Raw genomic sequence first — 12881 nt, forward strand, 5'->3', positions numbered from 1 at the left:
GCGGCGAATCAGGCTCGCCGCTGCGGCATCTTAACGACCTCGGCCAGGATGTGCTTGATTTGGGCGCGCACCGGTTCAAGTCCGTGTGAGGTATCCACCACGAAATCAGCCCGCCTGCGCTTCTCGGCGTCGGGGGTCTGCTTGGCGATGATGGCATCGAGCTTGGCCGCGTCCATCGTGCCGCGCGCCAGCACCCGCTCGCGCTGCAGTTCCGGCGAGGTCGATACCACGACCACCGCGTCGACCCGCTTCTCGCCGCCGGTCTCGAACAGCAGCGGGATGTCCAGCACCACGACCGGCGTCTTGGCGGCCTCGGCGTCGGCGAAGAATTTCTTCCGGGAAGCACCGAGCATCGGATGGACGATCTGCTCGAGCTGCTTGATCGCGGCGGGATCGTGCACCACGCGCGCCGAGAGTTTTGTTCGGTCGACCTTGCCGTTGACGGTGGTGCCGGGGAAGGCGGCCTCGATCGCCGGCGCGGCTTCACCCTCGTAGAGCTGATGCACGGCGGCATCGGCGTCGTAGACGGGCACGCCGGCCTCCGCGAACAACTTCGCGGTGGTGGATTTGCCCATCCCGATCGAGCCGGTCAGTCCCAGGATCCGCATCAGCACCCAGCCTTCTCTCGCGTTTACACCGCAATTAGCTGCTCGCTCCGCAGGAACGCAAGCAGCGGCAGCAGCGGCAGGCCGAGAATGGTGAAATGGTCGCCCTCGATGCGCTCGAACAGATGGATGCCAAGACCCTCGAGCTGATAGGCACCGACGCTTCTGGTCACGGCATCGCCGGCGGCGTCGAGATAGGCTGAGAGTTCGGCTTCGCTCATCGGCCGCATGGTCATGCGCGCCACCGAGACATCCTCGAAAACGATCTTGCCGTCCCGCACCACGGCCACGGCGGAATTCAGCTCGTGGCTGTTGCCGGCGAGATCGCGCAGCTGCGCCAGCGCCTGCGGGCGGCCGGCCGGCTTGTTGAAGAGACGGCTTCCGAGCGCCAGCGTCTGGTCGGCGCCGATCACATAGCTTCCGGGACGATCGGCAGAGACGGCCTTGGCCTTTTCGCGGGCCAGGAGCAGAGCGATTTCGCGCGGATCGCTGAGATTGGAGCCCGTCTGGATGCCGCGCTCGTCGATGTCAGCCGTGACAGCCTCGAATGCGAGCCCGGCATTGGCCAGCAGCACTTTCCGCGCACTGCTTTGCGAGGCCAGGATCAACGGAGATGTGCCGCGCCACAGAGCCATCGCGACAGCTAGTCCGACGGCCGGTTGCGCTGGCGATCGCTGTAGAGCTTCATGATCGCCGCGGCGGTTTCCTCGATCGAGCGCCGCGTGACGTCCAGCAGCGGCCAATCGTGCTTGGCGCTCAGCTTGCGTGCGAACGCGACCTCCTCGGTGACTGACTGCTTGTCGGTATAGGTGTCGCTGCCGGATTCGGCGCCCATGGAGAGCAGGCGGTTCTGGCGGATCTGGATCAGGCGCTCCGGCGTCGCGTGCAGGCTCACCACCAGCGGCCGCGTCAGCGTTTCCAATTGCGCCGGCACGGGAATGCCGGGCACCAGCGGCACGTTCGCAGTGCGGATGCCGCGATTGGCGAGATAGATCGATGTCGGCGTCTTCGAGGTGCGGGACACGCCGACCAAGACCACGTCGGCCTCATCGAGACCGTCGACATGCTGACCGTCGTCATGGATCATCGTGTAGTTCAGTGCGTCGATGCGCTTGAAATATTCCGCGTTAAGCACGTGCTGGGCGCCGACGCGGCCTGTGGTCGCAGCGCCCAGATAGGCTTCGAACAGCTGCATCACCGGCCCGATGATCGAGAGGCTCGGAACATTGATCTGCTTGCACTTGTCCTCGAGCCTGGCGACCAGGTCCTTCTCGAGCAGCGTGAACAGCACGATGCCCGGCGCCTCCTCGATCTCGTCGAGCACCCGGTCGAGCTGCTTCTGGCTCCGCACCAGCGGATAGACATGCTCGACCGGCGTCACGTTGGCGTACTGCGCGGCGACGGCTCGCGCGACGGTGATCAACGTCTCGCCAGTGGAGTCGGAGACCAGGTGCAGATGGAAATAATTGTTCGAGGTCGGCACAAAAACTCTTGGGATGAGGGCGGGGTGGTGTGTGGATTTCTGTGGAGCTTAACCGCTCGGAAAGGGATGTGCGACACCAGGGACGGGACAAGTGCCAATTTTCTTCACACCGCTGCCCCTCAGAACAAGTCCGACGCCTCTCGATGCGGGAAGCGGGATTGCGCGGATAACCCCCTTGATAAGCTGCCGACAGGCGGACGCAAGCCGTTGAGTCCGGATGACTTATCGGAACAGGCCGGACCTGCCCAGAATATGTTGAGGGATGTGAACAAGCGCGCGCGAAGTGGCGGACGGAATTGCGTGAGTCCAATCCACGGTCACTTAGACTCAAACCTTTAAGAATCTAAGATTCTAGATTTGAGGAAGGCACGACGGACGGATATGTGTGCAGGTGAGACCTTAACGAGTTCTTACTATCCCCAGCTCCTTTCGCTGAGCATCAATCCGGACCGCGAAAATGTTCGAAGACGTCTATCTCTGGATCAAGGCGCTGCACGTGATCGCCGTCATCTCCTGGATGGCGGGCATGCTCTATCTGCCGCGGCTGTTCGTCTATCATTGCGATGCCGAGATCGGCTCGAAGCAGTCGGAGACGTTCAAGGTCATGGAGCGCCGGCTGTTCAAGGCGATCATCAATCCGGCGATGATCGTGACCTGGCTTGCCGGACTGTTTCTCGCCTGGTCCGGCCATTGGTTCACGTTCGGCTGGCTGCACGTAAAACTGGCACTGGTCCTGGCGCTGTCGGCGGTCCACGGCTTTTTTTCCCGCTGGCTGAAGGATTTCGCTGCCGACCGGCGTCCGCGGAGTCAGAAATTCTATCGGATTATCAATGAGGTGCCGACCGTCCTGATGATTCTCATCGTCATCATGGTGATCGTGAAACCGTTCTAGGCAAGTCTTGCGACCATCCGCTCAGCGCTTCGGCTTGCGGAGTGAGAAGCGATTTTCTATATTATCGATATCCCACCCAACGCAGGCGGATGTGGTTGTGTCTGAGCTTTCCAGAGGCCGGACACCGCATCAGGTTTGAAGCCTCATCGGCACTTAACCTTGCCAGACCTGCGGACCTTATCTTCTCACGTCCGCATTTCAGAGCCTCCTCGCACCCCTTCCAAGGTTACCCCACAGGACCACCCCAATGCGGGAAATTAAACTCCAGGACCTCAAGTCGAAAACCCCGGCCGAGCTCGTCTCGTTCGCGGAAGAGAATGGGGTCGAGAACGCCAGCACCATGCGCAAGCAGGAGCTGTTGTTCGCCATCCTCAAGCAGCTTTCGCTGGCCGAGACCGACATCGTCGGCGAAGGCGTCGTCGAGGTGCTCTCCGACGGTTTCGGCTTCCTCCGCTCGCCCGATGCCAATTATCTGCCGGGCCCGGACGACATCTACGTTTCGCCCTCGCAGATCCGCCGTTTTGGCCTGCGCACCGGCGACACCATCGAAGGCCACATCCGCAGCCCGAAAGAGGGCGAGCGCTACTTTGCGCTGCTGAAGGTCAACACGCTCAATTTCGAGGATCCGGAAAAGGCCAAGCACAAGGTCAATTTCGACAACCTCACGCCGCTGTTTCCGAACCAGCGTTTCCGCATGGAAATCGACGATCCGACGCGGAAAGACCTGTCTGCACGCGTGATCGACATCGTAGCCCCAATCGGCAAGGGCCAGCGCGCGCTGATCGTGGCGCCGCCGCGCACCGGTAAAACCGTGCTGATGCAGAACATCGCGCACTCGATCACCGCAAATCACCCCGATTGCTATCTGATCGTGCTCTTGATCGACGAGCGCCCGGAAGAAGTCACGGACATGCAGCGCTCGGTGAAGGGCGAGGTCGTATCCTCGACCTTCGACGAGCCGGCGGTGCGCCACGTCCAGGTCGCCGAGATGGTGATCGAGAAAGCAAAACGCCTGGTCGAGCACGGCCGCGACGTCGTGATCCTGCTCGATTCGATCACCCGCCTCGGCCGCGCCTACAACACCGTCGTGCCGTCATCCGGCAAGGTGCTGACCGGCGGTGTCGACGCCAACGCGCTGCAGCGCCCGAAGCGCTTCTTCGGTGCCGCCCGCAACATCGAGGAGGGCGGCTCGCTGACCATCATCGCGACCGCGCTGGTCGATACCGGCAGCCGCATGGACGAAGTCATCTTCGAAGAGTTCAAGGGCACCGGTAACTCGGAACTGATCCTGGACCGCAAGGTCTCGGACAAGCGCACCTTCCCGGCGATCGACATCTCGCGCTCCGGCACCCGCAAGGAGGAGCTCATCACCGACCCGCAGGTGCTCAAGAAGATGTACGTGCTCCGCCGCATCCTCAATCCGATGGGCACGATGGACGCGATCGACTTCCTGCTCGACAAGCTGCGCTCGACCAAGAGCAATTCGGAGTTCTTCGACTCCATGAACACCTGAGTGCATTGCAGCAAAGATCAGAGGGCGCCTTCGGGCGCCCTTTTTGTTGCGGCTTTGCTGCAGCGAAGTGCAGCATGAATGGCAGCCAGCGACCGGAGTTCTGGCGGGCTTTTAATTTGTTGATATATAGAAAAAATACTTGAATTTCGGCCCGGCCTGTCTGCTGCGCGAGGACGTATTCTTGCAGCAAAAATGCTGCGGGAATTGCTGCATCGCAGCATAGGTTGCTGCGAGATCTGGTGCAGCAGAATCCCCGGCACCGGCCGGCTAAAAACGGATGTTTGCCTTTTCGCCGGGAGCCGCACAAATAGGCCATGCATCCGCGTGACCAGACCATCTTTGCGCTGTCATCCGGCCGAGCGCCCAGCGCCATCGCGGTGGTGCGCGTGTCGGGCTCGCAGGCCAGCCTGGTCCTGACGACGCTCGCGGGCCGGCTGCCGGCGCCGCGGCAGGCGGGCCGCCGGCTGCTCCGGGACGGGGCCGGCCAGCCGATCGACGACGCGGTCGTGCTCTGGTTTCCAGGGCCGGCCAGCGCGACCGGCGAGGACATCGCCGAATTCCACGTCCACGGCGGCCGGGCGGTGCTGGCGGCGCTTCTCGCCTCTATTTCCGATATTCCGAACACGCGGGCGGCCGAGCCCGGCGAGTTCACCCGGCGTGCCTTCGAGAACGGCAAGCTCGACCTGACCGAGGCCGAGGGCCTCGACGATCTCATTCACGCCGACACCGACCGTCAGCGTCGCCAGGCGCTGCGCCAGTTACAGGGGCTGCTCGGCGACCGCGCGCGCGACTGGCGCGAGCGCATCATCGAGGCGTCCGCGCTGATCGAGGCCGGCATCGATTTTTCCGATGAAGGCGATGTGCCGGCGGAGCTGAGGGCGCCGGCCGTGAAAGCGATCAAGGCTCTTCACGACGAAATCGCAAAAGTCCTTGCGGCTCAGGGACATTCTGAACGTCTGCGCGACGGCCTCGTGGTTGCCATTGCGGGCGAGCCGAATGTCGGCAAGTCGACGCTGATGAATCAGCTCGCGCGCCGCGAGGTCGCGATCGTCTCGCCGCATGCGGGGACCACGCGCGACGTGATCGAGGTGCAGCTCGATCTCGACGGCTATCCCGTCACCGTCATCGACACCGCCGGCATTCGCGAGACCGACGATCCGGTCGAGCAGGAAGGCGTGCGCCGCGCCCGGGCGCGGGCCGAGGACGCCGACCTCGTGCTGTGGCTGGTGGAGGGCGGGCGCGCCGTCGATTCAGATGCAAGACCGTCGCTGCGGATGCCCGGGGACAGAAGCGATCTGTTGGGCGGCGTGGTCTGGATCGTGCGCAACAAGATCGACCTTGGCGGGGCCGGGGGAGCCGAGCCGGCAGGCGAGTTCGGGATCTCGGCAAGCCGGGGCGACGGCATTCCGGAGCTGGTCGAGGCCCTCGTGAAATTCGCCGCCAACTTCTTCGGGACGACCGAGGGCGCATTGGTCACCCGGGCCCGCCAACGCGACCTGCTGCGCCAGGCGTCGGACAGCTTGCGCCGGAGTCTGGAGCTTGTAGAAGAGGGCGAAGAGCTCGCGGCCGAAGAGCTGCGTGCCGCGGCCTATGCCCTGGGTCGGCTGCTGGGCCGAGTGGATGTCGAGGACGTCCTTGGGGCCATCTTCCAAAAATTCTGCATCGGAAAGTAGCGCTAGTTCTTCATTGTAGAACTAGCGCTTGTTCCATTCCTTGGTGTTTCACGTGAAACAGCCACCTTTGCTAGTTCCGGTTCGTAGCCCGGATGAAGCGAGCGTAATCCGGGGACTGCTCCGCCGGTCGGGATACCTTTCCCGGATTTCGCTGCGCTCCATCCGGGCTACAGACTCACCGTTGTTTGACGTGAAACAGGTTCGAGTCTGGCTCGCGCAAAGCTCGGTTGCGGGTTCCAGTTGTTTCACATGAGACGCGTCGATTGCTTAGCCTGGACCCGGCGGACGTCCCTTCACCCGCAGGGAGAGTTGGTGTCGGCGGTCGCACCTCAATCTCGTCATTGCGAGGAGCCCTTGCGACGAAGCAATCCAGACTGGCTCCGCGGATGGATTCTGGATTGCTTCGCTGCGCTCGCAATGACGGGGAGGTCGCTCGTCACTGCCCACTCCGAAGGGAGCATTAGGATCCCTTCCCAGCTCAGATCCCGCATTGTTTCACGTGAAACAGCAGCGTCTTCAACGCTCGCTCTACTGTGCATGGGGTTGTTTTCGCCAAAGCGCTTTCGATCCTGGATCACCCTGTTTCACGTGAAACACCACACGCCCCCGAGTTTCCACTTCCGGCTTTTTCCGCGCTGAGCTAGAAGTCCGCCCATGCGAACAGAGCGCGAGAGTTTCGACGTCATCGTGATTGGCGGCGGCCACGCCGGCTGTGAGGCCGCGGCTGCCGCTGCCCGGATGGGTTCCACGACCGCTCTGGTGACGCACCGTTTCTCCACGGTCGGCGCGATGTCCTGCAATCCCGCCATCGGTGGTCTCGGCAAGGGCCATCTGGTCCGTGAGGTCGATGCGCTCGATGGTCTCATGGGCCAGGTCGGCGATGCCGGCGGCATCCAGTTTCGCGTGCTCAATCGTCGCAAGGGTCCCGCTGTGCGTGGTCCGCGCGCCCAGGCGGACCGGAAGCTCTACGCGGCGGCGATGCAGGCCGCGATTCGCCAGACCGAGGGCCTTTCCGTCATCGAGGGCGAGGCTGACGAGCTGATCGTGGTCGAGGGGCGGGTGACCGGACTACGCCTGGCCGATGGCCGGGAGCTTCGGACAGGGGCGGTCGTCGTCACCACCGGGACCTTCCTGCGTGGCCTGATCCATCTCGGTGAGAAGAACTGGCCCGCCGGCCGTGTCGGCGAGGCGCCTGCGATGGGCCTTTCCCGCTCCTTCGAGCGTGCGGGCTTCACCCTCGGGCGGCTCAAGACGGGTACTCCGCCGCGTCTGGACGGCACCACGATCGACTGGTCGGCGGTCGAGATGCAGCCGGGAGACGAGCCGCCGGAGCCGTTTTCGGTGATGACCGAGCGGATCACGACCCCGCAGATCCAGTGCGGGATCACCCGCACCACGCCGGCGACCCATGAGGTGATCCGGGCCAATGTCCATCGCTCCCCGATGTACTCCGGCCAGATCAAGAGCTCGGGTCCCCGCTATTGCCCCTCGATCGAGGACAAGATCGTCCGCTTCGGCGACCGCGACGGCCACCAGATCTTCCTGGAGCCGGAAGGGCTCGACGATACGACGGTCTACCCCAACGGCATTTCGACCTCACTGCCGGAGGAGGTCCAGCTCGCGATCCTCGCCAGCATTCCCGGCCTGGAGCGGGTGAAGATGGTCCGTCCGGGCTATGCCATCGAATACGACCACATCGATCCCCGCGAGCTCGATCCGACCCTGCAGACCAAGCGTCTGCGCGGCCTGTTCCTGGCCGGGCAGATCAACGGCACCACCGGATACGAGGAAGCCGCCGGGCAGGGCATCGTGGCCGGCCTGAACGCCGCGCTCTCCGCCAGCGGTGCCGCGCTGACGGTGTTCGACCGCGCAGATGGTTATGTCGGCGTGATGATCGACGACCTCGTCACCCGCGGGATCAGTGAGCCCTATCGGATGTTCACCTCCCGGGCCGAGTACCGGCTGACGCTGCGGGCCGACAATGCCGATCAGCGTCTGACCGAGAAGGGCATCGCGCTCGGCTGCGTCGGCAATGCCCGGACCCGGCATCACCGCGCCAAGATGGACGCTCTGAACGGCGCCCGGACGCTGTCGAAGTCGCTGACCATCACGCCGAACGAGGCGATCAAGCATGGGCTGTCCCTGAACCGGGATGGCCAGCGCCGCTCGGCTTTCGAGCTGATGGCCTATCCCGAGATCGGCTGGGGCCAGGTCCGCGCGATCTGGCCGGAGCTGTCGAATATCGATCCCGTCATCGCCACCCATCTCGAGATCGACGCCAAGTACGATGTCTATCTGGAGCGCCAGAGCGCCGACGTCGAAGCCTTCCGGCGCGATGAGGGGATGGTGCTGTCGGAGGTCGACTACCAGCTGGTCCCAGGTCTCTCCAATGAAGTCCGCGCCAAGCTGGAGAAGTCGCGTCCGTTCACCGTCGGCCAGGCCGGCCGGATCGATGGCATGACGCCGGCGGCGCTCGGCATTCTCGCGGCCTATCTCCGCCGCGAGGCACGGAAGACTTCCAAAGCAATCGCATAAGCCAATCGCATAGGCGTTTCACGTGAAACAGCGCGGACCGGGCGGGGACAGACCGCTATCCCGACGACCCGGAGCAGGTGAGGGCGGTGGCCGTCGACCGGACCCGGCACCGGCCAGACCGAAGATCGACAAGGCCAGCGCCAACGATCAGTCGCTCGATGCCGTCATCGCCGCCGACAAACGCGCGGCGCTGAAGCTCGCTCACGTTTCACATGAAACGGAAGCCCGCCTTGATCGCTACATCGCGCTGCTGCGGGAGTGGCAGGCCAAGACCAATCTTGTCGCGCCCTCGACCCTGCCAAACCTCTGGACCCGGCACATCGCCGATTCGCTCCAGCTGGTCGATCTCGCGCCGAGCGCAAAACGCTGGGCCGATCTCGGCAGCGGCGGCGGCTTTCCCGGCGTCGTGCTCGCCTGCGCCATGGCCGGGACGCCCGGCGGGAGCGTCCATCTCGTCGAGCGAATCGCCAAGAAGGCCGCCTTCTTGCGCGAAGCGATTCGCGTCACCGCATCTCCGGGAGTCGTACATCTCGCTGAGATCGGGGATAATGTGGATAGAATCACCGGCCCCGTCGATTGCGTCACCGCGCGTGCGCTGGCTCCGCTACATCAACTCATCGGCTTTGCGGAGCCGCTGATGCGCCAGGGCGCAAAGGCGTTATTTCTCAAGGGTCAAGATGTAGAGGCTGAATTGACCGAAGCCGCTAAATATTGGAATATTCAGCCGCAGCTCCACCAAAGCCGCACCGGCGACGGTTGGATCGTGGAGCTGAGTGCCGCCGAACGGCGCGGCTGAGGCGTTCAGGGGTGAATGGGGAATTTCGATGAGCGTGACTGACGAGCCGCAGGACCAGACCGCCCAAGACCAGACCGCCCAAGACCAGACAGCTCAAGACCAGACAGCTGAAGTCCCACAGGGTCACCCGCGCATCCTGGCGCTGGCGAATCAGAAGGGCGGCGTGGGAAAAACAACCACAGCGATCAACCTCGGCACGGCGCTCGCTGCGATCGGCGAGCGCGTCCTGATCGTCGATCTCGATCCGCAGGGCAACGCTTCGACCGGCCTCGGCATCGATCGCCGCAACCGCTCCTGCTCGACCTATGACGTGCTGATCGGTGAAGCGCCTCTGCGCGAAGCCGTGGTCTCGACCGCAGTGCCGCGGCTGCACATCGCGCCGTCGACCATGGATCTCTCCGGCCTCGAGCTCGAGCTCGGCACCACGCCCGGCCGCGCCTTCAAGCTGCGCGATGCGATCGGCGCACTCAACAACAATGTCTCGCCGGACGCCGACTACACCTATGTGCTGATCGACTGTCCGCCCTCGCTCAACCTGCTCACGGTCAACGCGATGGCGGCATCCGACGCGATCCTGGTGCCGCTGCAGTGCGAGTTCTTCGCGCTCGAAGGTCTGTCGCAATTGCTGCAGACGGTGGAGCAGGTGCGCTCGACGCTCAATCCGAACCTGTCGATCCACGGCATCGTGCTGACCATGTTCGACTCGCGCAACAACCTCTCGAACCAGGTCGTCGCCGACGTCCGCCAGTTCATGGGCGAGAAGGTCTACAAGACCATGATCCCGCGCAACGTGCGCATCTCGGAAGCGCCGTCCTACGGCAAGCCGGTGCTGGTCTACGATCTCAAATGCGTCGGCAGCGAAGCGTATTTGCGGCTTGCCACCGAAGTGATCCAGCGCGAGCGCGAGCTGCGCACGACGCATTGAATCCAGATGATGTCATTCCGGACAATTCGCGGCACGCGAATTGATCCGGAATCCCGAGATTTGAAATTGAACAACGTCGAGATTCCGGGTTCGCGCTTCGCGCGCCCCGGAATGACGGGAACAGAGTAGCAGGAGCGTTCGAGTTGAATCCAAGGGAGCTGGCAATGGCCGATGAAGCGCGTTCGCGACTGGGCCGGGGTCTTGCAAGTCTGATCGGTGACGTCGGCGGCGAAGCTCAGCATGTCGATCGTCCGCGCGCACAGCGCAAGGTGCCGATCGAATTTATCAAGGCCAATCCGCGCAACCCGCGCCGGACGTTTTCGGACACGGAGCTGAAGGAGCTCAGCGATTCGATCAAGCAGCACGGCGTGATCCAGCCGATAGTAGTGCGTCCGGTGAAGGGCGCGCAGGATCGCTACGAGATCATCGCCGGCGAACGGCGCTGGCGCGCCTCGCAGATGGCCGGCCTGCACGAGGTGCCGATCGTCCCGGTCGACATCAGCGACAGCGACGCGCTGGAATTCGCGATCGTCGAGAACGTGCAGCGCGAGGATCTGAATCCGATGGAGGAGGCGCAGGGCTACCACGCGCTCGCCAACGAGTTCAAACGCAGCCAGGACGACATCGCAAGGGTCGTCGGCAAGAGCCGCAGCCATGTCGCCAACATGATGCGGCTGACCAAGCTGCCGGCCGAGGTGCAGGCCTTCATCGCGACCGGTGAATTGACGGCGGGTCACGCCCGTGCGTTGATCGGCGTTCCCGATCCGCTCGCCGCGGCCAAGCGCATCGTCGAGGAAGGCCTCAACGTCCGCCAGGCCGAAGCGCTCGCGCATGAAGAGGGCGTGCCGGAGCGCAAGCCGCAGAAGGCGCGCAGCAGCGGGGGCAAGGAAAAGGACCCCGACACGATCGATCTGGAGAAGCGCGTCAGCGACGCGCTCGGCCTCAAGGTCACCGTCAATCACCGCGACCCCGGCGGCTCCGTGCAGATCAACTATCGCAACCTCGATCAGCTCGACGAGGTGATGAAGCGGCTGGCCAAGGGCGCGCTGTAACTCTCCCGGTGTCATCCTGGCGAAAGCCAGGACCCATACCGCGTGATCTCTCAATCGCGGAAGGTAGCAGTACCGAACTGCGAGTCTTCGCCAAACCTCTCCCTGGGGTAATGGGTCCTGGCTTTCGCCAGGACGACATTGGGGAGATATTGGCGCGCAACTACATCAACATCGTCATTGCGAGCGTAGCGAAGCAATCCAGAATCTTTCCGCGGAGGGACTCTGGATTGCTTCGCTGCGCCCGCAATTACGAGTGGAGAGAGTTACGCCCACAATGACGCGGAGAGAGCCGCACCTATCCCCGCCGCTTCGCGTTCGCGGCAATCGCCATCAGCGTGCGCTGGGCGATGGCGGCGGCTAGCGTCGATTGCTTGCGGGTCTCGAGCGCGGCGGTTGCGAGCTGCTCGATGATGGCGGCGAGCCGCGCCACGCTGAAATTGCGCAGCGCGGTTTCGACCATCGGCTTTCGTGAAAAATGCAGGCGCGGAAAGCCGCCATCGAGCACGGCGGAGGCAGGCTGGCCGTCGGCGATCGCAAGCGCGGATTTGTGCAGCCACGCGGCCTGGCGCTGTGCGGCGGAGATGATCACGCCGGGATAGGTACCGGCGATCATGGCTTTTGCAAATTCGGTCTCGACGATGTCGGGCCGGCCGGCGAAGGCGCCGTCGACGATCGGATCGAGCTTCAGCTCCGACGCATCGGCGACGACGGACATCACATCATCCAACGTGATCTCGCCCTTGCCATGCGCGTACAACGTGAGCTTGCGCAGCTCGTTGCGCGAGGCCTGGCGGTCGCCGCCGAGGAACGACATCAGTGCCGCTCGGGCATCCTGCGCGATGCGCAGGTTCGCAATGCGGAGCTCGTCCTCCATCAGCTTGGCGAGGTCCCGCTCGGTGTCGGGATAGCAGCCGATCGCGACCGCCGTCTTGGCCTTCTCGCAGGCCTTGCGCAGCGGTGATTCCGGGCGCAACTCGCCGGCCTCGATCACGATGCGGCAATCCTTCACGCTCATCTCGGCCAGCGTATCGATGCCGCCGGCAAAGCTGCGCGAGCCGGCGCGAATGCGGATGGCGCGGCGGCCGCCGAACAGCGGCACCGTCATGGCTTCGTCGACGAGGCGCGACGGCTCGGCGGAGAGTTCGTCGCCGTCGAGCTTCACCAGCGAGAAGGGATCGTTGGGATCGTCGACCGCCAAGGCGATCAGCGCGTCGGCGCGCTCGCGCACGAGGCCGGCGTCGGGACCGTAGAGCAGGATAATGGGGCGGCCCGCATCAGGGCGGGCGAGGAAGGCGTCGATCTCTTTTCCGCGCAGCGCGACCATGCCGCCTCAAGTCGTCATTCCGGGGCGCCTCGTCAGAGGCAAGCTACGGTGCGCAATTGCGCACCAGAGAATCCAGAGGTTGG

At 63.9% G+C, this 12881-nt stretch carries 11 protein-coding genes; 7 read left to right on the top strand and 4 right to left on the bottom strand.

The window, feature by feature from the left end; all coding sequences use genetic code 11:
* Window positions 1–8: 8 nt before the first annotated feature.
* The 3 genes from coaE to JQ592_RS23325 are packed head-to-tail and all read right to left on the bottom strand — an operon-like array spanning window position 9 to window position 2088.
* Window positions 9–608 carry a dephospho-CoA kinase gene (coaE, locus tag JQ592_RS23315; RefSeq protein ID WP_211405271.1) on the bottom strand — a complete coding sequence of 200 codons (600 nt, stop codon included), beginning with the start codon at window positions 606–608 and terminating at the stop codon, window positions 9–11.
* Between the two features lie 23 nt (window positions 609–631).
* Window positions 632–1240 (bottom strand): Maf family nucleotide pyrophosphatase, encoded by a 609-nt coding sequence (locus JQ592_RS23320; protein ID WP_211405133.1) that lies wholly within the window; start codon window positions 1238–1240, stop codon window positions 632–634.
* 8 nt (window positions 1241–1248) lie between these two features.
* Window positions 1249–2088, bottom strand: a complete 840-nt coding sequence (locus JQ592_RS23325) for a pyruvate, water dikinase regulatory protein (RefSeq protein ID WP_211405134.1) — start codon at window positions 2086–2088, stop codon at window positions 1249–1251.
* 457 nt (window positions 2089–2545) lie between these two features.
* Here JQ592_RS23325 and hemJ point away from each other — a divergent pair, with 457 nt between their 5' ends.
* From hemJ to JQ592_RS23360, 7 genes are all read left to right on the top strand, one after another.
* A complete protein-coding gene (gene hemJ, locus JQ592_RS23330; protein WP_211405135.1) occupies window positions 2546–2980 on the top strand; it encodes a protoporphyrinogen oxidase HemJ in 435 nt (144 codons plus the stop codon).
* Window positions 2981–3227: 247 nt separating this feature from the next.
* The gene (rho, locus tag JQ592_RS23335) at window positions 3228–4493 is read left to right on the top strand and encodes a transcription termination factor Rho (protein ID WP_128930505.1); all 1266 of its coding nucleotides are present in this window, start codon (window positions 3228–3230) and stop codon (window positions 4491–4493) included.
* A gap of 314 nt (window positions 4494–4807) precedes the next feature.
* Window positions 4808–6166 (top strand): tRNA uridine-5-carboxymethylaminomethyl(34) synthesis GTPase MnmE, encoded by a 1359-nt coding sequence (gene mnmE, locus JQ592_RS23340; RefSeq protein WP_211405136.1) that lies wholly within the window; start codon window positions 4808–4810, stop codon window positions 6164–6166.
* Between the two features lie 654 nt (window positions 6167–6820).
* Entirely contained in the window at window positions 6821–8701 is a 1881-nt protein-coding gene (gene mnmG, locus JQ592_RS23345; protein WP_211405137.1) for a tRNA uridine-5-carboxymethylaminomethyl(34) synthesis enzyme MnmG, read from the top strand.
* Window positions 8702–8723: 22 nt separating this feature from the next.
* Entirely contained in the window at window positions 8724–9497 is a 774-nt protein-coding gene (rsmG, locus tag JQ592_RS23350; protein WP_211405138.1) for a 16S rRNA (guanine(527)-N(7))-methyltransferase RsmG, read from the top strand.
* A gap of 28 nt (window positions 9498–9525) precedes the next feature.
* Window positions 9526–10422 (top strand): ParA family protein, encoded by an 897-nt coding sequence (locus JQ592_RS23355; RefSeq protein WP_246820626.1) that lies wholly within the window; start codon window positions 9526–9528, stop codon window positions 10420–10422.
* Window positions 10423–10586: 164 nt separating this feature from the next.
* Entirely contained in the window at window positions 10587–11474 is an 888-nt protein-coding gene (locus JQ592_RS23360) for a ParB/RepB/Spo0J family partition protein (RefSeq protein ID WP_211405139.1), read from the top strand.
* Window positions 11475–11769: 295 nt separating this feature from the next.
* Here the strand turns inward: JQ592_RS23360 and holA are convergent, their stop codons facing one another.
* Window positions 11770–12798, bottom strand: a complete 1029-nt coding sequence (holA, locus tag JQ592_RS23365; protein ID WP_211405140.1) for a DNA polymerase III subunit delta — start codon at window positions 12796–12798, stop codon at window positions 11770–11772.
* Window positions 12799–12881 lie beyond the last annotated feature (83 nt).

Source organism: Bradyrhizobium iriomotense (assembly GCF_018129405.1).
Lineage (GTDB): Bacteria > Pseudomonadota > Alphaproteobacteria > Rhizobiales > Xanthobacteraceae > Bradyrhizobium > Bradyrhizobium iriomotense_B.

Bases quoted from the DNA above. Each gene is read 5' to 3' on its own strand.
- coaE (WP_211405271.1), bottom strand. From the start codon at position 608: ATGCGGATCCTGGGACTGACCGGCTCGATCGGGATGGGCAAATCCACC.
- JQ592_RS23320 (WP_211405133.1), bottom strand. From the start codon at position 1,240: ATGGCTCTGTGGCGCGGCACATCTCCGTTGATCCTGGCCTCGCAAAGC.
- hemJ (WP_211405135.1), top strand. From the start codon at position 2,546: ATGTTCGAAGACGTCTATCTCTGGATCAAGGCGCTGCACGTGATCGCC.
- rho (WP_128930505.1), top strand. From the start codon at position 3,228: ATGCGGGAAATTAAACTCCAGGACCTCAAGTCGAAAACCCCGGCCGAG.
- mnmE (WP_211405136.1), top strand. From the start codon at position 4,808: ATGCATCCGCGTGACCAGACCATCTTTGCGCTGTCATCCGGCCGAGCG.
- mnmG (WP_211405137.1), top strand. From the start codon at position 6,821: ATGCGAACAGAGCGCGAGAGTTTCGACGTCATCGTGATTGGCGGCGGC.
- JQ592_RS23355 (WP_246820626.1), top strand. From the start codon at position 9,526: ATGAGCGTGACTGACGAGCCGCAGGACCAGACCGCCCAAGACCAGACC.
- JQ592_RS23360 (WP_211405139.1), top strand. From the start codon at position 10,587: ATGGCCGATGAAGCGCGTTCGCGACTGGGCCGGGGTCTTGCAAGTCTG.
- holA (WP_211405140.1), bottom strand. From the start codon at position 12,798: ATGGTCGCGCTGCGCGGAAAAGAGATCGACGCCTTCCTCGCCCGCCCT.